12 protein-coding genes are annotated in these 21,993 nt (G+C 30.7%); 2 read left to right on the top strand and 10 right to left on the bottom strand.

The features are described from left to right. Positions 1-70 precede the first annotated feature (70 nt). From OCU47_RS00705 to OCU47_RS00680, 6 genes are all read right to left on the bottom strand, one after another. Positions 71-2,098: a triple tyrosine motif-containing protein gene (locus OCU47_RS00705; RefSeq protein WP_261826710.1), complete on the bottom strand. Its 2,028-nt coding sequence runs from the start codon at positions 2,096-2,098 to the stop codon at positions 71-73. A 281-nt stretch (positions 2,099-2,379) separates the two neighbouring features. Continuing rightward, positions 2,380-2,817, bottom strand: a complete 438-nt coding sequence (locus tag OCU47_RS00700) for a YaiI/YqxD family protein (protein WP_261826709.1) — start codon at positions 2,815-2,817, stop codon at positions 2,380-2,382. 2 nt (positions 2,818-2,819) lie between these two features. Further along, positions 2,820-4,169, bottom strand: a complete 1,350-nt coding sequence (locus tag OCU47_RS00695; RefSeq protein WP_261826708.1) for a glucose-6-phosphate isomerase — start codon at positions 4,167-4,169, stop codon at positions 2,820-2,822. A 718-nt stretch (positions 4,170-4,887) separates the two neighbouring features. Continuing rightward, complete coding sequence (locus OCU47_RS00690) at positions 4,888-6,930, bottom strand: methyl-accepting chemotaxis protein (protein WP_261826707.1); 2,043 nt, start codon at positions 6,928-6,930, stop codon at positions 4,888-4,890. Positions 6,931-7,567: 637 nt separating this feature from the next. Next, on the bottom strand, positions 7,568-10,720 hold the full coding sequence (locus OCU47_RS00685; RefSeq protein ID WP_261826706.1) for a carbohydrate binding domain-containing protein: 3,153 nt from the start codon (positions 10,718-10,720) through the stop codon (positions 7,568-7,570). 381 nt (positions 10,721-11,101) lie between these two features. Next, the gene (locus tag OCU47_RS00680; RefSeq protein ID WP_376778018.1) at positions 11,102-13,111 is read right to left on the bottom strand and encodes a methyl-accepting chemotaxis protein; all 2,010 of its coding nucleotides are present in this window, start codon (positions 13,109-13,111) and stop codon (positions 11,102-11,104) included. 804 nt (positions 13,112-13,915) lie between these two features. On the opposite strand from OCU47_RS00680, the gene OCU47_RS00675 reads away from it, so the two are divergent. Together OCU47_RS00675 and OCU47_RS00670 are read left to right on the top strand one after the other, a co-directional pair. Then, a complete protein-coding gene (locus tag OCU47_RS00675) occupies positions 13,916-14,752 on the top strand; it encodes a hypothetical protein (protein WP_261826704.1) in 837 nt (278 codons plus the stop codon). A 114-nt stretch (positions 14,753-14,866) separates the two neighbouring features. Continuing rightward, positions 14,867-16,093, top strand: coding sequence for a glycosyl hydrolase family 8 (locus OCU47_RS00670; RefSeq protein WP_261826703.1), 1,227 nt, complete (start codon positions 14,867-14,869; stop codon positions 16,091-16,093). A 108-nt stretch (positions 16,094-16,201) separates the two neighbouring features. Here OCU47_RS00670 and OCU47_RS00665 read toward each other — a convergent pair whose 3' ends face one another. The 4 genes from OCU47_RS00665 to OCU47_RS00650 all read right to left on the bottom strand — a co-directional run bounded on the left by OCU47_RS00665 (position 16,202) and on the right by OCU47_RS00650 (position 21,958). Beyond that, the gene (locus OCU47_RS00665; RefSeq protein ID WP_261826702.1) at positions 16,202-17,167 is read right to left on the bottom strand and encodes a DUF2971 domain-containing protein; all 966 of its coding nucleotides are present in this window, start codon (positions 17,165-17,167) and stop codon (positions 16,202-16,204) included. A 379-nt stretch (positions 17,168-17,546) separates the two neighbouring features. After that, entirely contained in the window at positions 17,547-17,963 is a 417-nt protein-coding gene (locus tag OCU47_RS00660; protein ID WP_261826701.1) for a hypothetical protein, read from the bottom strand. A 334-nt stretch (positions 17,964-18,297) separates the two neighbouring features. Further along, on the bottom strand, positions 18,298-20,169 hold the full coding sequence (locus OCU47_RS00655) for an ABC transporter ATP-binding protein (protein ID WP_261826700.1): 1,872 nt from the start codon (positions 20,167-20,169) through the stop codon (positions 18,298-18,300). Beyond that, positions 20,162-21,958 carry an ABC transporter ATP-binding protein gene (locus tag OCU47_RS00650; protein WP_261826699.1) on the bottom strand — a complete coding sequence of 599 codons (1,797 nt, stop codon included), beginning with the start codon at positions 21,956-21,958 and terminating at the stop codon, positions 20,162-20,164. The genes OCU47_RS00655 and OCU47_RS00650 overlap by 8 nt, the downstream gene beginning before the upstream one ends. Positions 21,959-21,993: the final 35 nt, after the last annotated feature.

Raw genomic sequence — 21,993 nt, 5'->3', positions numbered from 1 at the left:
TGCCTTTAATTTTCATCTACGTTAAATTGAAAGATCATTTTCTTTTCATCTTTATTCATACTTTTCTACTTTAGCTTTCATCTACGTTAAATTCAAAGGTATCGTAATCTTCATAAGAACATTTTTTATAATAACTTTTTGCTAATACCAATAATTTATATTTACCCAAATCAAAAGGTCTGAAACTATAGTAATTCTTTCTACTGTAAGGTTGTACTAACTTCCAATTTCCTTTGTTCATAATGTAAAATTCATAACAAATAGATTTACCACCTTGAGAATTTATTGTAAAATTAATTTCTTCATCAATCTTGGCTCTAGGATTATCACAATATATCTCAGTACCTGTAACAGGCGGTGCCTCACTGACAATTAATTTTACTTCTCTCTTGCTGTCAAACTCACCTTTACACTTTATATTTTTAGCGTACATTTCAACTCTATACTTTCCAGCTCTCTTAGGTTTTAAGTTAATTACTTTATCGTAGATAAAATCTGTTTCTTCAATTATCATCTCATCAACTTTTATAACATACTTTATCAATGTCTCTTTAGTATTCTCAGTTATACTTTCAATACTTATTTCATCTCCAACTAAATAATACTCTTTAGTATCTATTAATATATGATCAATTTTTCCTTCCATATATGGCTTCACATCAAAATATAAGAAACTATGCGCATCAAATTCTTTAGCTGAATATTTATCTTTAACTCTTACTTCTAATTGATATTCTCCACTTTCTTCTGGAGTGAAGTTTACCCAATTTACATTTCCATAAGGTATTTCTTCTGAATCCTCACCATCATGTCTTACAATAAAACTATATTTTAAGTCTGTACCACCCTCAGCGATAACTTTTATATTAATAGGATTATTAACTAAATAATTTCTATCCCTATCCACAGTTAGGTCCATAATCTTCACTGTTCTTTGAAGTTGCTTTTCTATTAAGAAATCAAAACTTGCTGTTACTTCATAATCAGGTTCATTTTTATAACTTTCATCCTTGATATATACACTAACTTTGTAATCACCAGCTTGTTTTGCTTCCCACAAATAATTATTTTGTCTCAAATATCCTGAATCTTCACCATAATTTCCATCAATTCTAAATCTATATAATAAGTTTTTGCCACCCTCTGCAACTGCTTTTACAAGAATTTTATTTTGTTCTGTCTGTGGTGAACTAACATCTGTAGTGAAATTAGTTATCTTGATTGGGTAATATGGAATTACCTCATACATTATGATAGCTCTATCATCATATTCTCTTTGGGAATACATATCCTTGGCTAAACATAATAGCTTATACTCACCTGCTTCTTCTTCAGTAAAACTCACCATCTTTCTTGATGAAAAATCCTGCACACAGATAGCTTTTCCATCTGAATTTATTTTTATAAATTTATACAAAATGGTTCTCTCATCAGCACCTGCTGTTTCTACTTGAAAAACCAAATCTTCTCCAACTAATAAATCATTGGTTAAACATCTGTAATCTGTAATTTGTAACTTTTCTATATCATTCACCTCAAAACATATAGTTTTAAAGTCATCAAAATTATTCTCAGAATAAGGCACCTTACACTCAACTAAAATTTCATGACTTCCTGGTTCTCTGCAGGTAACTTGAATTTTATTTTCTGTTCCATAATCCCTTAGTAATTGCCAACCACTCTTCCCATCGATCCAAAATCTATACATAACAGGAATCTTAGTAGATTGTGCTTCTAAATGAATCTTTTCTCCCACTGAATATCTTAATTTATCAATATATACAGATTTTATTAACTTTTCTTCCTCCGAACCTATAACAAAATCTTGCTTTACCATCTCATCAAAGGGTCTCTTTGATCCCTCTTTCTTTATTTGGACCATAACTAAATACCTACCATTTTCATTTGGTGTCCATACACATGAATTATCATCACTAAAATCCTTTAAAGTTTTCCATATTCCGTCTATTCCTGCCATAAACTTATATTGACACTTTTCTGCAACCTCATTGTTTACTGTAATAACTATATCACTTCCAGCAATTTGTGGACTTTCTTTACCAAAATATAATGTTATTTTTTGTTCAGTATACTCCATAATATTCACCCCTTATACTTACGAACCATTATATCATTTATTACATTTATTGTAAAATATATTGTTTTTTACTTATTTATATCAAAACAAATTAATTATTTCATCGTAATATTAGAGAATATTATATATTATCTGCATCTTTTTTTATGTATTTACAATAAGGCATATGAAAAATGCCTAAATTCAATTTCATTGTAAATAATACCTCTATTTTAAAGTATATCATATTATTATCTAGTTGATAAGAACCACAATATAGAAAAGAGCAGATAGAAATTATTCTACCTGCTCTTTTTAATGAGAACTTTAAGATTTCTATATAATCTATCATCATCTTCTGCAGTTCTCTTTTTTATTGTACCTGTCTTTATTCCTGCTCTTCTAGCCTTTTGAGAAAGATGTCTTTCAAAAAGTAATTTATCTATATTATCTAAATCATAGATATGCCCTTTTCCTCCTATGGCATAAGCTTTCTTACCTAAAGCCATAGAAGCAACTCCAAAATCCCCAGTTACTACAATATCTCCCTTTTCTGCTTTGTTGATAAGGTTCATATCAACACTTTGAAAACCAGCATCAACATATATAACCTCACTATAATCTGAGGTTATATTATGGTTGATATCACATAGTATCACTACTGGAATCTTTTCTTCCTTTGCTGCCTTTTCTATAAGAAGTCTTCCTGGACATGCATCTCCATCCACTAGAATTTTCATAATTAAAGTCTCTTCTCTAATTCAGCCTTCATATCTTCATAGCCTGGTTTTCCAAGTAAAGCAAACATGTTTTTCTTATATGCTTCAACTCCTGGTTGATTAAATGGATTTACTCCTAATAAGTATCCACTAATTCCACAAGCTTTTTCGAAGAAATAAACCATTTGTCCAAAATAGTATGGAGTTAATTCTGGTACGTTTAATATTAAATTAGGAACTCCTCCATCATTGTGAGCTAATAATGTTCCCTTGAAAGCATTCTTATTTACAAAGTCCATAGTCTTTCCAGTTAAGAAGTTTAATCCATCAACATTTTCTTTGCTTTCTTCTATTACTATTTCTTTCTTAGCTTTTTCTACACAGATAACTGTTTCAAATATATTTCTTAATCCTTCTTGGATGTATTGTCCCATTGAATGTAAGTCTGTTGAGAAATCAACTCCAGCTGGGAATATTCCCTTTCCATCCTTACCTTCTGATTCTCCATAAAGTTGTTTCCACCATTCATTGAAGAAATGAACGCTTGGTTCGTAATTAACTAATATTTCAGTACGCTTTCCTTTGTTGTATAAAGCATTTCTTGCAGCAGCATATTGATAACATTGGTTTTCTTTTAATGATGGATTGCTGTATTCTTCTCTAGCATCAGCAGCACCCTTCATGATTTCATCTATATTTACTCCAGCAGTTGCTATTGGAAGTAAACCTACTGCTGTTAAAACAGAGAATCTTCCTCCAACATCATCAGGAACTACGAAAGTCTCATATCCTTCTGTATCAGCTAAATTTTTAAGAGCACCCTTTGATGCATCAGTTGTAGCAAATATTCTGCCCTTAGCTTCTTCTTTTCCATATTTCTTTTCTACATAGTCTTTGAATATTCTAAATGCTATAGCAGGTTCTGTAGTTGTACCTGATTTTGATATAATGTTTACACTTACATCTAAACCTTCAATAGCTTCTAATAATTCAGCCATGTAAGTTGAACTGATGTTGTTTCCAACGTAGAATATAGCTGGTGTCTTTCTCTTTGCCTTTGGAAGAGAATTATAGAAGTTGTTTGTTAACATTTCTATAGCAGCTCTTGCTCCAAGGTAAGATCCACCGATTCCTATAACTATTAATACATCTGAATTTCCTTGAATCTTTTCTGCAGCTTTTTTAATTCTTGCAAATTCATCTTTATCATAATTTACTGGAAGATCAACCCAACCTAAGAAATCTGAACCTGCACCTGTTTTGTTATGTAGCTTTTCGTGAGCGTCTTTCACCATTCCTTCAAAATATTCAACCTCATGTTCACTTAAATAATGTTGAGCTTTTGTTAAGTCTAACTTTAAACCTTTAGTCATTTGTCCCTACCTCCAAATAATACTTACTTTTTGCCCAATATATATTTTATCATATATACTGTAAAAATAGTTAAACATTTCAATGTATGTTTTCATGAAATTTTCTTTTAAATATCCTTATATATTATATCACAATAAAAGTGGATTTATAATCCTTAATAAATATATCTATATATACTAATTTATTCAACATAATGAGTTAACATTCATTTAATCTCACATTTATATCTTTTCTAAATCTTCTTCTTATAATTCATTTATAATTATATTTTTCTACACATTATCTTCACAATTATTATCTATACTAATACTCATAGCAAGCAATTAAAAATCAAATCATCCCCCTTGTAAAATATATCACTCCAAACATTTATGATCCCCCTTAAATGTTTGGAGTTATTTTGTTGGCAAAAATAACATAAATATTCTAATAATAACGAGCTACTTATATTTTTATAAAAACATGTGTAGAAGTATTCCACTTAAATGTTGGCAGAAAAATGTCGATTTTTTGTAACTTGTCCACCAACATTTTTATGGAACAGTTCTATACAGATAGGAATATGACACATATAGTCCTTGATAAAATACATGAATTTTATTAAAAACTATATATATTACAATTTACACCTAATATATAATATTATCTTTAAATATGAAAATAGGAACTGTATCAAGTAGATTATTCTTCTCAATACAGTTCCTTTATTAACTTTCATTAAAATTTGAATTTTGATATATTGGTTTGAAGATCTATTACAATCTCAGTTAATGCTTCAGCGGCCTCTGCTACTTGTTTCATTAGTGCAGTTTGTTCCTCCGAACTTGCTGCAACATTTTGAATGGAGTCTGAAGATTCTTTTGAAACTTTTGAAATACTTTGTATTGAAGATGCCATATTAGTTGAATTATTATATAAATCTTGAATTGTTGATGACACTGCTTTCATTTCATCAGCTACAACCCCAAAAGAATTTAATATGTTCTTAAAAGAACTTCCTGCAACATTCATAAGTTGTTTTCCATCATTAACTGCTGTATTTCCTTCAGTCATAGAATTTATACCTTCATTTATATCATTTTGAATTTCAGAAATTAACGTAGCAATATCTCCAGCAGCATTTCCTGACTGCTCTGCTAATTTCCTAACTTCTTCTGCTACTACTGCAAATCCCTTTCCTTGCTCTCCTGCTCTCGCAGCTTCTATAGCTGCATTCAATGCCAAAAGGTTTGTTTGCTCTGATATATCATTTATTAAGGTTATAATGTTGTTAATTTCTGTAGATTTTTTCCCCAACAAATTAATTATATCTGTAGAACGAGAAACCTTGCTACTAATATCATTCATTTGGTTGGCTAATTTCAAAATTACTTGATTCCCTTCTTCAGCAAGCTTAGATGTTTCTGTAGATAGGTATGCTGTAGAATCCACCTTTTGATTTATCTCTCCAATTCCATCTGTTATCATTATTACAACACTTGATATTTCATCCGTTTTTTGAGCATTTATCTCTACACCAGCAGCCATTTCTTGCATGGATACTGCTACTTGCTCTGCCGTAGCTTGAGTTTGATCTGCACTGGCTGTTAATTCTTCTGAAGTTCCTACTATAGTATCAAGATTATTTATTATTGATGAAAAGGTCTGCCTTAAATTTAAAGACATCTTATTCAAATGATCTGCCATATTTCCTAATTCATCATTAGACTTAATATCTAAACTATGAGTAAGATCTCCATCACTGATAACCCTACTTAATTCATCCACTTTAGAAATATTCTTAGTGATATATTTACTGAACAAATAAATTGATATATACATAACAACAATTAGGATAGCACTAATAATTGCAAGTGTTAATAGCAAATCACTTAGTGGCTTATATACTTCTTTTTCAGAAATAGTTAAAGCTATTGTCCATTTTGTTTCAGGTACTTGCTTAAAGTATATAATTCTAGGATCATTCCCTGACTTGTATGAATAACTTCCACTAGAATTACTTAAAATATTTGAACTTATAGACCCTAAAGAAGTATCATCACTTAATTTAGCCTTCATCACTTTATCACTTGCTACCCCAGCAAGATAGGTTCCATCTGTTGCTACTAAAAATGCATTTCCTGTCTGACCAAATTTTAAATTTGTAACTATACTTTGCAAATCACTTAAATCTATATCTGCTGTAGTAGCACCAAGAAAATTGCTAGCTGAATCATAAAACGGAACTGCTGTAGTTACCATTGTTTTCTTAGTTGATTCATCATAATACGGAGCTGACCATGCTACACTATTCCTAGAGTTTTGAGCATTTTTATACCAAGGTTGCCCCATGTAATTATATGTATCTGTGGCATAATCATCTGTATAAACCACTTTGCCATCGTTCTTATATGCATATGGTCCAAAATTCTTTATATCTGCTTTATATTTATAAGCTTCAAACCAAACTCCAGTCCCTAAAGTATCTCCATTTACTTCTGCAAATTTTTGTACTAAATTTTTATATTGATCTTTTGATATACTTGTTCCTGTACTTTCTACAGTTTTTGCTAAAGTTTCTGCTACTCTCTTATGAGATACAAGTTTATTTTGAATATCAAGGCTCAATTCATTAAGCTTAAAATTCATTTTATTATTTATCTCTGTGCTTAATGATTTCTTTGATATAAAATAACTTATTGATGAGAGAAATACAAGAAGAAGTACCGTTATTGGGAGAATTGATAACATTGTTTTTGCTTTAATACTTTTTATTTTCATAATATTTTACTCCTTCAGATAAATAATTATTTCAATAATTGTTTATCGCTTTAACATAACAAAACTAAATAGAGAATTTTCAGAATTATCAATGTAATTATTTCCTCATAATGTTTATTAACCCACTAAAATTTCACTAACTCTCCTTTTATAATTCTATTTTTCTGCACATTATCTTCACAATTATTATCGATACTAATACTCATAGCTAGCAATTGAAAATTAAATCATCCCCCTTGTAAAATATATAACTCCAAACATTTATGATCCCCCTTAAATGTTTGGAGTTATCCTATTTGCAAAAATAAATATTCTAATAATAACGAAAAACTTATATTTTTATAAAACATGTATAGAAATATTCCATTTAAATGTTGATAGAAAAATGTCGATTTTTTGTAACTTGTCCACCAACATTATTATGGAACAGTTCTATACAGATAATATATATATTACAATTTACTCGTAATATATAATATTATATTTAAATACGAAAATAGGAACTGCATCAAGTAGATTTCTCTACAAACACAGTTCCTTAACTGAATCACATTAAAACTTGAATTTTGATATATGGGTTTGAAGCTCTATTACAATCTCAATTAATACTTCAGCAGTCTCTGATATCTGCTTCAGCTTAAGCAGCCTTAAAGTATGGAGTATTAAGACTTGTATTATAACTTAATTTCCCCTGACTCTGTGAATTTGGCGCACTCGTTATAAATATTCCAGCTGCTCCATTAGACCCAGGTATAAAGGTATAAGTTCCAACTGATAAAGTATAATTATTTCCTAGATTATTATCCCATTTTCCATTTCCATCATTGAAGCAGAACTTCATTTGAGTTGCTGTTCCAAGATCTATACTAATCTTGTTATAACCGGCCATTTCAGCTGCAGGCATCTTTACTCCAGGCGCAGCTGTCCATGCCCCTCCATCTGGGCAGTAGTGGATATATGGTGTATTGTATCCATGCTTATAGTAAACTGTAACAATATTTCTTGTCTTCGTTCCTACTGTAATAGAATTGCTCATGTCTGAGATTGGATTATAAGATGAGTCTAATGCCCTTACATAATAGGTATATTGATTATTCTTTGGGGATACTACATTATCCACAAAACTTGTCCCACTTGTTGCAGTGCCAACCAATACTCCATTTCTATATATACCATACCCTCCAATAACAGAACTACCTGTTGACTTAGATTCTGTCCATGCTAGTCTAACAGAAGTATCAGTTGTATTAGTTACTACAAGGTTAGTTGGAGCTGTTGCTTTAAATGCATCAAGTTGTGTTACTGTATGAGTATCACCATTAATCATCCATCGACCTGCTCCAAGTGTATAGTTCTTCGAATTATTATTGTCCCAACTACTACCATTCAAATTAAAGCACACTTCAGTACTGGTATTATCACCAATATCAATAGTATGTTCTTTATACCCTGGATAAAGAATAGAATCACTCATAGTTTTACCCGGAGCTTCAGTCCATACTTTGTTTACACAATAGTGTATATTATTTCTGCCAGCAGAACTCTTATAATATACAGTTACTTTATTTTGTTGAGGAATCTGTACAGTTATAGTCTCACTTTGTTGTGAAACATTGGAACCATCATAAGCTTCTACATAGTATTTATAAGTACCTCCTGGTTCAACAGAAGTATCAGTATAAGTTGGATTAGTGGTTGTTCCAATTGGTACTCCATAAGCACCCATTAGCCATTTGTCACGAAAAATATAATAATTTTCAACTTTATAATTATCTGTAGATGGCTTCCATGTTAATGTAACTGATTTATCCGTCTTACTTATACTGAATCCTGTTGGAACGGTAGGTAGTTCAGTATCTTTTAAAGCAGATACATTAATCCTATCAGTTGGTAATGAATATTCACCTTTATCATTGTATGCTCTTACACTGAATTCCCCTGTTGTGCCAGGTTGTAAATTGGTTACATTAAAGTCTGTGGAAGTGGTTGTCCCCACTTTATTTCCTGAATTATATATTGCGTATCCTGTGACTCCACTTGTAATAGATGGACTCCATGCTAAATGTACAGAAGTCATTCCTTGTGAATCTGAATGCAGATTTGAAGGTACTGCAACATTATCAAAACCAGAACCCATACAGAAGCTTGTTGAACTTCCATCCAATACAACTGGTGTTGAAATCGGTGCTTCATAAACCTCTGAGGTTGCATTATCTATGAATTTAAAATCCTTCACTGTTAACTTTGTACCATCTGCAACCCCATCACTTATCTTAACATTCCACTTATTATGCTTAAAGTCCTGTATACTGTTTGAATCCACTAGTTTTGTTAAATCCAGCACAAAAGTTGCATCATCAGAATTTGCTGTTCCATCAAAGGAACAATTTGCAAAAAAATTACTTTGGAAACCATAAGGACAGTATATATTTTTATCAGTAGTTCCTTTTTCATCAACTGCGGAAATCTCTACACGACTTTGGGATCTGTTAGCAGTATTTAATGTAAATTGTGCGGTAACTTTTGGTGAATAAGAAGTTGGATTTACTGTAATCCAGTATACTTCATTATTGTTTTGAAAAGCATTCTGTCTTCCGCTGCTTGAAGATGGATTATTAGCTACACTTGATACAGGATTAAGTGCATCATAGGACAACCATAAAAATCCATTGTTCCCCCAGTTGCTTCCCCATGAATTTGCTATCTTAAAAGCTCCCTTTTCACCAGGATCAACAACACCATTATTATTAATATCTGACCAAATGTCATCATCATATCCTACTATTGTCATACAATGTCCGCCTTCTGTGCTGTTGCTGGCCCAATCAGCTATTAGTTGTCCTGCATATGCATCATCTAATGAAGTTGAAGGATCATCCTTTACTTGTGTAAAATTTAATGCCTCATAGTATGTTCCAAAGGTAAGTACACTTCCGTTAGCCAACATTGTTTTTACAGCTTGAAGATGTGAATCGTCAGGTGAAGTAACAGGAGTTTGTGTAGAATCATCCCATATACTTATTACTCCACTTTTATCTACCTTGTAATTCATTGCATCTCTATAAATTGACGCATCTGTAGGCCATGCCTTATAATTTGTTTCTGGACTGAGTGAACCAACATAAGGAAATTCATTCCACTTAGCCGCTCCCATTTCAGTTAACACTCTATAATTTTCTCCCAAGTTACTTCCTGAATTTTCGCCACCATTACAAAAATTATATGTCCATTTAGGTGAGAACTTATTAAAATTATTAGGATCATTCTTTGCATCTAAACCTCGAGAAAGATTTGAAGTGTAAGTCATTTGATAATAGGTTGACGCAAAAGTTGTACAAGAGCCTAATCTCCCTTGATCACCTATGGCTGGAAAGGCTGGTAAAACACTATTATCAACATGATTCGGAAGTGAAGCATTAGAACTTGCACTTAAAGAGTTATTTTTTGATGAACTTGGTGCTGTCGAAAAGTTTCTGCTAGCCTTAGCTTTCTCATTTTCTTCAGTTTTTACCCTCTGTTTTCCCAAAGAGTTCAATGCCACCTTGGTTGTTTTAGTCATATGCTTGTCCATCCACTCTTTGTCTTGCTTTGAATTTTGTTTCAAGCCAAAATTATGACTATCTTTTAAATCTTGATTAACAGCCTTTTTATTTATATTACCTAAATTAACATCAGATACAATCTTATTGCTTTTTTCAGCAGCATAAACAGTATTGCCTTGAATTGGACTGCCTAACGCTATAAAACATATTAAAGCTGCAATAGACGTTATTCTTTTAAACTTATTCATATATAAACCTCCTCGTACATACCAAAATGTACAACAATAAATAACAAATAACATATTTAGCTATAGCTAGAAGTAATTACATTTACAATTATACATGTTATATTTTGGTACACAAGGGCTGTAATTGGTACTTTCGTGACATATATAATCGAATTTTGTATGATATCGTTTATATTTTGTTAATATTCTGTTAATATTTGAACGTTTAAATTAAAAAATATTTGATATTTATCATACATAATAAAGCTTATATATCATAAAATTACAGTCAGTAAACTCCCATAAAAAATAATAAGACTACATTATTGCTATAAATATTTAAATATAAATATAGAAACTGCCCCAAATAGATTTTTCTATTAGAGGCAGTTCCATTATTTTTTAGTCTATATTACCAATATTAAATTTGCTCATTTCTAATTCTAATTTTTCTGCTAACAATTGAAGCTCATCTGCATAAGATGTAAACTTATCCATAGCAGCTGTTATCTCTTCAGCTGAAGCAGTGACTTCTTCTGATGCAGAAGCAGTTTCTTGAGATATAGCTGAAATATTTTCAATTTCAGATACTACTCCTTGCTTTTTCTTATTTATATCAACAACAGACGACTTAACTTCTTCAACTTTATCTATCATTGTTGAAATTGAGTTAAGAATCTCACTAAATATCTCCTGAGTTTCTCCTACTGCTAATTCCTGCTCACGTACTACTCTTTCAGTGGATCTAATAGCATCTACCGCTACATCCGATTTGCTTTGTATATTCGCTATAATTTTCTTTATCTCTTCTGTTGAATTACTGGATTCCTCTGCAAGTTTTCTTATTTCATCTGCCACTACTGCAAATCCTCTACCTGCTTCACCTGCACGTGCAGACTCTATACTAGCATTTAATGATAAAAGACTTGTTTGCTCTGTTATTTGAGAAATTGTTTCAGAGATAGTATTTATTTTTTTAGTGCTTTCGTTCATATCTTGAACTATACTATTAACTTCAGAAGTAGCTTCTTTAGTTTTGTTTGATTTTTCTATTAAAGTGTCAATCATAGATAATCCTTTAGAACCTAATTCCTTAGTGCTCACTGAAAGCTTATCCATTTCATTAGAATTTACACTAATCTTGTCTAGTTTATCTGATAAATCATTCATTTCTGAAGCTCCTTTAAGTGCATTTTCTGATTGATTTGATGCACCTTCAGAAACTTCTTCAATTGCCTTTGCCACTTCATTTATAGACGCAGTAACTTCTTCTGACATACTTGCAAGACCTGTAGAAGTCTGTAACACGTCTTTTGATGACTTATTAACGCTACTCATAAGTTCTGATATATTTTTCATCATAAAATTAAAAGAATTAGCTAAATCTCTAAATTCATCTTTCGTAGTTGCTTTTATAGTTGCAGTTAAATCTCCATTTGAAGCTTTTTCAAAGACTTCTTTTAAGTTCTTAATATTTTGATCTATTCCTTTACTAAGCATTAAGGATAAAGCTATGGAGATTAATGTCATAACCAATATTATTATTGTTGTTGTCTGTAGTATAGACATTGTATCATTTGATAATTCACTCTCATCTAAAGTAGCCATTAACTTCCATCCAGTTAAGTTATTGGTCTCATATGCTCCAAATTTTTGCACACCATTAAATACGTAATTAACAAATCCACTATTCTCAGATTTTACCTTACTCCAAATACTTAATTTTGCAGCTGCATCTGTGTTAATAATTGAACTCTTTGGATGAGCCAAAACAATTCCATCTGCAGTAGAAATGTATACATAACCTGAATTACCTATTTTTTTAGTTGCAATTCTTTTTGCTAATGTGGATAACGAACAATCTACACCTACAACTCCAACAACTTGTCCATTCTTTTCCACAACTCTAGCAATTCCAATAACCATCTCTCCAGTTGCAGCATCCTTATATGGCTGAGTTATTATAACATCTCCCTTATGCTCTAAAGCTTGTTTATACCAAGATCTTTGTCTTGCATCGTACCCTTCAGGCATTTTAGTTTGAGGATAAATAAAAAATTTTCCAGAATTTGTTCCATAATACGTATCTAAAATATCTTTATTGCTTCCATTTATTCCTTTCATTATATCAGTTATAATTTCCGGTTTATTGTCGGTATCAATATTTACAATAGCAGGATTTGTTGCATTCATAGAAACTGTAATTAAAAACTTCTCAAAATAATCATTTAACCCTTCATTTACTTCTGAAAGTGTTTGAGTACTTGTAACATTTAGCTTATTATTAAGTATTGACTTAGACTGAAAATAAGATCCAACTCCTAATATCATTAGTGGAATAATACAAATTGCTACTAGACTCATAATCAACTTAGTACGAATATTATTCATTTTTAGATTCCTGGATTTCAAACTTAATACTCCTCTCAATTATTTATTTGTGTGCGAATTATACATATATATCATTTTAACAATCACGACATTTTTCGACACATGTGATTATTATCGCAGTCGTCTAACGCAATCTATAGCGGTAAATATCGGCATAATAGGATATACTTATTTGCAACAAGTTTTAACATACTTTTAACAAGATAAGTAGCTTATAGCTTCTATTTTTATATAAAAATTCAGCTTAAAAACCTTAATTCTGTAATATTAGCACATTGTTTTTCCCATTATAGCTCATTTTTCTTATACTTTTTAATAATCAAGCTTTATATAACCTATTAATCAGCAGTATTTTTTATTATAATATACTTTTTTGTATTTATTTTCATTTAGAATTATTATATGACATTTTTTGATAGTTTCCTTCATTTGTATTATAAACATATAAATGTTAATATAGTATTGAAATATATTTCAGTACTATTTATCAAGTTCAAAGGAATTTTAAATGTTTAACTATTAAAACTATAGTTTTAGATTGAATCTAAGCTTATGGAGTTTAAGAAAGTTCTTCAAAAGCTAATTACAGAAAAATTAATCAAATATAGGATATTTGAATTATTATTAAAGGATACCCTGGAGGAAATTCTAAATTCGCTACAACTATTACTGAATTCATAAAATAAAACTTAATTTATAAATTCAGTAATAGTTAGTCTGCAATTGAATTCACTCTTCCAGTTGGTTATTGTTGGGTTGTGTTGACTCTATTAATCAATTTAAACTAAAATAACTAATTTATTTTAAGAGGTGGGGGTTTTCACAATGAAATATAAATGTTTATCTAAATTAATGGCTGGACTAGTTGCTGCTACTTGCCTTGTAGCACCAATACAAGCAAGTGCATCTACAATTACTGCACCACAAACTCAATCTATTGTTGCTTCTGCTACAGTTACAGATCAAACTGTAAAACTAGATTCAGTGTCTTACGTTGCAACTGATTATATTCATTCAGATGCTAACTACTGGCATACTACATGTGCAGTAAATCACTATAAAGCTTACATTGTAGTAGATAATAAAAGTTATGATAAAACTATAGTTCTACATTATATAGATGGATATGGTGAATGGAAGGACTCAAACAAAGCAACTTATGTAGAAACTAGAAGTGATGGAAAGGAACTTTGGGTTGTAGATGGCTACTTTTTAGGCAATGCTCAATTTGCTATAAATTATAAAGAAGCTAATGTTTGGGACAATAACAATGGAAAAGACTATATGTTATATGACCTTAAATCAACTTCTCCAGAAGCAGCTCAACCTGTAAAAGTACAATCATTATCATATCGTGCTGTTGCTAGCATTCATGATAATAATAACTATTGGCATGCACCATATACTGAATATATTTATACAACTTATATTGTAGTTGATAATAAAAGTTATGATAAGACTATAGTTCTACATTATATAGATGCTGATGGAGTTTGGAAAGACTCTCCAAAGGCTACTTATGTAAGCACTCAAAGTGACGGAAAAGAGCTTTGGGTTATCAACGGAACTTTTGGTGGTAATGCTGAATTTGCTGTAAACTACAAAGAAGCAAATCTTTGGGACAACAACTATGGCAAAAATTACAGATTATTAGACTTCTAATAATTATTAACTAAAAATAATGCATCTTTTGATTAAGGTGCATTATTTTTTTTGTACCATTTCTATGCTTCATTCATATAGTGAAATTATACTGATATTTTAAAGGAGTTATTGATGATTCATAATAAAGCCTTAATCAATCTATATTCCCAAGAAAAATTAAACGACACTTTAATATATTTCTATAGTCTTTGGAAAAAACGCTATTTAAGAACTGTTGAAAATGTTTCTACACAAATGGAATATCTCTTTTATTCTTTGGATCAACCCACTGCTAACAATGCTGTTACTGTATCAGAAGCTATGGGGTATGCTGCTGTTATCTTCCCTCTTATGAGCAGATTTGATGTTGATGCTAAAAACCACTTCATTCGAACTTACAACTATATAAAGAATTACCCTAGTGTCTATAATAAAAATTTGATGGCATGGCAACAAATCAAAACTCCCGATGGGAAAATAGTTAATGCAGAGGAGAAAACAGATTCTGCTACTGATGGAGATATGGATATCAGTTATGGTCTACTTCTTGCTCATAAGCTTTGGGGTAAAAATGATAAAATTTCTTATAAAGACGAAGCGATAAAAAGAATAAATGATTTACTCGATAGTTGCGTTGACAAAACTGATTATATTATTACCCTAGGAGATTGGGTTCAAGGAATTCCTAACAGTACATTTAAAAATGTCACAAGAAGCTCTGATTTTATGATGCATCATTTAATTGAATTTGGCAAAGCTAACCCTGCCAAAACTGCTCAGTTGAGAAAGGTGATGGATAGAATCAATTCAATAATTAATGATCAATTGATGCGGGAAAGTAAGGATACAGGACTAATGCCTGACTTCTTTATAAAATCTGGAGATAAGTACATTGCACCCAAGAAAAAGGTGTTGGAAAGTTCTCATGACGGTGATTATTTTACTAATAGTTGTAGAACTCCTTGGAGATATTCTATGGACATATTGTTTAATAACTATAAGGTAACAAAACAAATGAATACATTAAATAATTGGATAAGGAAGACTACAAGTCAAGCTGCCAAAAATATAAAATCAGGTTACTACATTGCTAATGGCACTCCAGGCTCTAGTTTCGGAACAAGTGATAATTTAGCATTCATAGCTCCATTTTTAGTTGCTTCACTAACTGAACCAGGGAATGACCAATGGACCTTAGATATTTGGAAAGTGCTAATGGAAAAACCTATAGAAAAGTGTACCTTCTATGAAAATACACTTAAGCTTATGGCCATGATAATTGCCACAGGAAATTGGTTTAGCCCAAGCAGCACTGAATATGTAATGAAAAATCGAAGTCAGTATAATATTCATATTTAACAATAATTTATTTTCCCTTATAAACCTTGCAAAAATATACCCCAACATTTATCAAGCACCCTTGTAAGCGTTGGGTTATATTTTTGCATTGAAATTTATCTTACTTAGTCAATATCTATAAGGTATATTAGATTTCTTAATTTTAACCATATTTTCATCCAAATCATTTAAATTTAGAAAATACCTTAGCCCATTTTCTGCTATATCTAAATTATTCTTAGGTCCAATTGTGATTGACTCTATTGGTAGCCTAATCTTTCCACTAGAATTATTAATTATTGATGATTTAAAATATGGAATGAACACACCATTAGTAAATCTACATTTTAGACTATTTGCACTGTTCACCCTATTACCTGGCATTATAACTATTCTAAACTCCTCTTCTTGTTTGAAACAACTTGCCTTAAAAAACAATGAATGCAAAAATATATTAACTTTGTTCTTACTTATATATTCAAAAAACTTATCCAACTGTTCATTTTTCTTACAATAAATATATATCTTATACATGCATATTATTTCTGTTGATAAATATTCTCTTTGCTTATCTTCATCATAAATAACATTGTTCGATAATACTACTGCTGCCTGATCTAAAAATTTATCTTTACTTCCATTTATATTTAAATTCAATATTTCCTCTATTTCAGGATATCTAAATCCAATATTGTATCCATCATTATTAGCATAATTGGACCAAAGTAAATTAGAATCTTTATTTGTACTAAAGGGCATTACATATGAATCAGCTAAAAATTCCTCCTCATCAATACCTCTTTCAATTAAGCTTTTAAATCCATCCTCTTCCTCTGAAGGATTGCTTGCCATAAATTCATCTATAATTTTTAATATGGTGCTATGGGTATATTTTATTTCTCCTTTGTCATTGAGAAATTCACTTTTCGTTATCCTAAGTTCCTCATCTTCAATTATTCCCTTCAAGCTTTCACCGCTAGTATAATGGTATAAAATCCTCTCTTCTTTCTTCTGATCTATATATACATAATTTATCTTCTCTATAAATTTATTAACATCATCAACTGTAGCTATCTCACTAAATTTACTTTCCATGACTTTCTCCCTTATCCTTAGTTTTTAAATTTAATATTGTTTATATAACAGTCCCAATAAATAAGCTGCATATTTTTATATATTATCCGTGCTATTGAAATGTAGAATATTATTTAGAACTAATATATAAATATAGTAGATAATATTTATCATATCCAGAATCCCTTGAATTCATCATTCATAAAATCTTCTTATATAATTCATATATAGTTTCATTTTTAAACACAATATTGTCACATTGGACCTGTATATTAATACTTGTAGATAGCAAATAAATTATTTTCCCCTTACAAAATATAAAATCCAAACATTTATTTCCCCTTATAAATGTTTGGATTTGTTTTTTATATTTCAACTCTTAATTTTTCACAGCAATAATTTACTTCTTTATGTAATCAGATGCCTTTTTATGTTCTGAAACATTCATATGTTTTGAGTTGTATATTTCCACAACCTTTTCAATGCCATTAGCAGACATCTGCGTGAAATACTTTTCAGTATATTCCCAGTTTCCTGTTTTCTTCATAATTTCTATAGCTTCTACATCTGCTTCATTGTTTGAAGCATCAGCTGTAATCTTCATGCCTTCTTGTATTCTCTTTGTGGTTTCTGCATCTTCTGTATTGGTTTTATTGTTTGAAGCATCAGTTGTACTAGCTTTATCACTAATATTTTCTGACTTTGCTGTTATATCAGCACTTTTCTTACTCATTTGTAATGCTGCAAAACCAATAGAAACTACTGCTATACCAATAACTAAGCCTATAACCATGCTTTTAAAATCAAATTTTTTCATTTTTTCCTCCCTATGTTTGTGGTAATTAATTATGTCACTCAGCTAAAAGTATATATTTACCCAGTAAATTACTCTGCTTACTTAATTCACACAATTATACTTTTATTATATCATACTATCAAAATATCATATTTTACTTCATAAAATCTTCCCACATAATTCATATATAGTTTCATTTTTTAACACAATATTGTCACATTGCACCTGTATATTAATACTTGTAGATAGCAAATAACTTTTTCAAATAAAATATTTTCCCCTAACCCCCTTACAAAATATAAAATCCAAACATTTATTAAGCCCCCCTTATAAATGTTTGGATTTGTTTTTGTGTCTAATTCTGTTCTACATAATATTGAGCTTGAGCATTCCATAATCGGCTGTATAACCCAGCATTAGCAATAAGTTCATCGTGACTACCTCTTTCTTCAATTTCACCATTATCGAACACAATAATATCATTACAAAAACGACAGCTGCTCATTCTATGTGAAATATACAAGGTTGTCTTATCCTGTACCAAGCTATAAAAACGCTGATATATATCAAATTCGCTTAAAGGATCAAGAGCTGCAGTCGGTTCATCCAAAATAACTACAGGAGCATTTTTGTATAACGCTCTTGCCAAAGCTACTTTTTGATTTTCACCCCCACTATGCTTATTTGATGATTCTTCTCCAATAAAAGCTCCAGCATCTCTCTTGTCATCTGAACTGTCAGCCAAAACTCTATCCCCTCCAATAAACTTCTCAGATAGTCCAGCCTTTAACAAACACTCATTAACTAAATTACTATCATACTTTGTTCTGCAGGAAACATTCTCATCTATATTATCTCCATATAATCCAAAATCCTGAAATACAACTGAGAACAAGTTCAAATACTCTTGATAATTATATTTACGTATATCCACACCATTTAACTTAATTACACCACTTGTGGGTTCATACAATCTAATCAATAACTTAATAAATGTTGTTTTTCCTGCTCCATTTGGCCCAACAATAGCCATCTTATCATGTAATTTTAGTTTGCAATTTATATTCTTCAATACATGCTTCTCTTGATTTGGATAGTGAAAACTTACATTTTCAAATTCAAACTCATATTCATGGTCACTTCGCTTTTCAACTGGAATTGTACCTGTTTCAAACTTATTAGGAAGATCAAGATATTCAGTAATTTCATTGAAGTAGACCATAAGCTTTGAAAGTTGTTGATAAGAACTAACAATGTCAATTATGGAAGAATTCATTTGCACAATAGCTTGACTATATTGAACAAGTGAACCCAATGAAATAGCATGTGCTAACACCTTAAAGCTACATAACACATAAGCAAAGGCAGTTATCACGCCACTTGCACCTGAATTAGCAACAGATTGAAAATTCCAATACTTACATTCTCTTTTGTAGTTTGCTGCAACCTTATCAGATGCTGTTTTAACAAGATTATTGATGCTCTCCTGCATCTGATAGCTATGAATCACCTTAGATTTTTCTTCAGCTCCAAGAAGAGTCCACGCATAGCCAGCCATTTTTTCTGACTGGAGTTTATCTTTAAACAGTTTGAAAATCTGTTCATTACAGTACTTAATTAACTTAGCAAGAATTCCACTTACAAAGGCAATAAAAACTACAATTATAGCTATAGAAAAGATAGGGTTTGTTATAATTTCCAACCAATTATCAGTACTGCCTGCCGCCAAACATAAGCCTATCACTAAAACAGAAGAAAAAATAAATGATATACAATCTTGGATACTTTGATTTAGATACTGTAAAACATTAAAATAGTTTCCTTGATAACGCAATGAAGTAATAGCATTCACAAAATCAGTCATTGTCTTACCATCCTCTAGTGTTTCATAATCAACTTCCAGTGGCTTAAGATAAATTAATGAATCAACTTTGATTTGAACATTTCTAGCATGCTTCAAATATGCATTTTTAACTAATTCAAGAGCTATATTACTAATGGCTACTGCAACCACCATGATAATTATCCACTTCAAACCTTCATCATATCTTTTATCGATCAAATCATTTAAAATAGGTGCACTTAAAACTATAGGAATATATGGCACCAAAGCTCCTAAAAGGCTATTAAGTAAAAGTAACGGAATCAAAGAGTGATCTAATGGATAAAATCTCTTAATTAGCAAGAATACTCGCATTGACATACCTTTTAAATTTGATTTATTCATTATCCTTCACCTCCTCCTGATAATAATGTGCTTGTATGCTAAACATTGTTCTATATGGCCCATCTACTTCCATTAGCTGTTTATGAGTTCCATCCTGAACAATCTTTCCTTGAGCCATAAAAAGTACTCTATCACAAAATTGAGTTGAACTTAGTCTGTGAGAAATAAATATGGATGTCTTATTCTTTGTTAAATCACTATATTGTTCATACAATTCTGATTCTGCAATTGGATCAAGAGCAGCTGTTGGCTCATCTAAAATTAGCATTGGTGCATCTTTGTATAAAGCCTTTGCCAACATTAATTTTTGCTGTTGACCTCCTGATAAATTGATTCCTCCCTCATCAATAAAGGTTGTAAGATTAGTTTCATATCCTTTCTGAAGTTTTTGAACATCTTTTGCAAACCCTGATTTTTCTATTGCCTTTTCTAACTTTTCAATATCTATTTTTGTAGGAATAGAAGAAGAAATATTCTCAGCAATGCTATTTGCAAAAAGAATAACGTCTTGAAATACCAAACTGGTTACTCTATATACTTCCTTTGGATTAACAAGACTGATATCCACATCATTTATCAAGATCTTTCCTCTTTGAGGATGATAAAGACCACTAATCAGCTTTATCAATGTAGTTTTTCCAGCTCCATTAGCCCCTACCAAAGCCACCTTTTGATTTGCTTCAATTATCAGATTCATATCATCTATTACTTTCTTATCTCTATATCCAAAATCTACATGTTGTAATTCTATACGATACCCATCTGCTTCAGGAATATGACATGGATAAGAATCCTCAGAAGCTATGTCTGCCTCCATGTAGTTACGGTAATTATCAATAATTATGTTATTTCTCATCATATCATTAGCAGATTGATAGGCTTGATTTATATATATACTTATGGTTGATATAACTCCTAAATATAAAACAAATTCACTTACAGTTATTCTTTGCTCCGAAATTTCATATAAAAGAAAGCCATAACATACAAAATCTCTAATAAGCTCCATTACAACAGCTATTATTGAAGATGAGGTTTGATTATTATATCTTCTGCTGTAAATTTTAAAACTTTGAGAACGTAATTTCTCAAACTTATTCTTAAACCATTCTTGAATACTATAAAGCCTAACATCCTTCCCAAGCTTAGTATCTATACACTTTTGATAGGTATTAAACCTACTGTAAAAGATTGATTTTTCCTTATCCTGAATATAGCTCTCCCATTTTTGATTTTTATAATCTTTAATAAGTCTAATTGATGAAGTTATCAAAATAACAATTGCTATCAATGGATGCAGTTTTGCTGACAATATTGAAAATATAACAACTACTATAATATTCCTTATAATGCTAGTAAGATTATTGAAAAATCCTTCAGGCCCTATCTCATTACCTGATAAGATAGCTTCCTTGGCTTTTTCAATTGTGATTTTTCCTTCATCACTGCTCATAAAATCATGAGGAAAATCAAGAGATTTCTCCATTACATAAGGAATCTGATCAATTCTCATAATAAACAAATCAGTAGACAATTTGCTTTGCATATATCCACTAACTATATTTAAAACCAAATAAGCTAGCATCACACCAATAACAAATAGAATCATTTTGCTATCTTCAATTTTCATTTGAAATTCGTGCATTATCCACTTTGGTAGATAAACAGATATAACTGGCAATAAAACTTGAAATAGCAATGCAAAAAAAGTAAATATAGCAGCACCTCTACCATATTCTTTTTTCCACATTCTCCAAACAAATTTAATATTCTTAATAATCGTAGACATTTCATCACCCCTCATAAAAATCATATCAAAACAAA

Source organism: Clostridium sp. TW13 (assembly GCF_024345225.1).
Taxonomy (GTDB): domain Bacteria; phylum Bacillota; class Clostridia; order Clostridiales; family Clostridiaceae; genus Inconstantimicrobium; species Inconstantimicrobium mannanitabidum.
The sequence above is the reverse complement of the archived record's forward strand: the minus strand, read 5'-3'. Positions and strand labels throughout refer to the sequence as shown.

Coding starts and splice junctions, on each gene's coding strand:
- OCU47_RS00705 (WP_261826710.1), bottom strand. CDS start 2,098: ATGGAGTATACTGAACAAAAAATAACATTATATTTTGGTAAAGAAAGT.
- OCU47_RS00700 (WP_261826709.1), bottom strand. CDS start 2,817: ATGAAAATTCTAGTGGATGGAGATGCATGTCCAGGAAGACTTCTTATA.
- OCU47_RS00695 (WP_261826708.1), bottom strand. CDS start 4,169: ATGACTAAAGGTTTAAAGTTAGACTTAACAAAAGCTCAACATTATTTA.
- OCU47_RS00690 (WP_261826707.1), bottom strand. CDS start 6,930: ATGAAAATAAAAAGTATTAAAGCAAAAACAATGTTATCAATTCTCCCA.
- OCU47_RS00685 (WP_261826706.1), bottom strand. CDS start 10,720: ATGAATAAGTTTAAAAGAATAACGTCTATTGCAGCTTTAATATGTTTT.
- OCU47_RS00675 (WP_261826704.1), top strand. CDS start 13,916: ATGAAATATAAATGTTTATCTAAATTAATGGCTGGACTAGTTGCTGCT.
- OCU47_RS00670 (WP_261826703.1), top strand. CDS start 14,867: ATGATTCATAATAAAGCCTTAATCAATCTATATTCCCAAGAAAAATTA.
- OCU47_RS00665 (WP_261826702.1), bottom strand. CDS start 17,167: ATGGAAAGTAAATTTAGTGAGATAGCTACAGTTGATGATGTTAATAAA.
- OCU47_RS00660 (WP_261826701.1), bottom strand. CDS start 17,963: ATGAAAAAATTTGATTTTAAAAGCATGGTTATAGGCTTAGTTATTGGT.
- OCU47_RS00655 (WP_261826700.1), bottom strand. CDS start 20,169: ATGAATAAATCAAATTTAAAAGGTATGTCAATGCGAGTATTCTTGCTA.
- OCU47_RS00650 (WP_261826699.1), bottom strand. CDS start 21,958: ATGTCTACGATTATTAAGAATATTAAATTTGTTTGGAGAATGTGGAAA.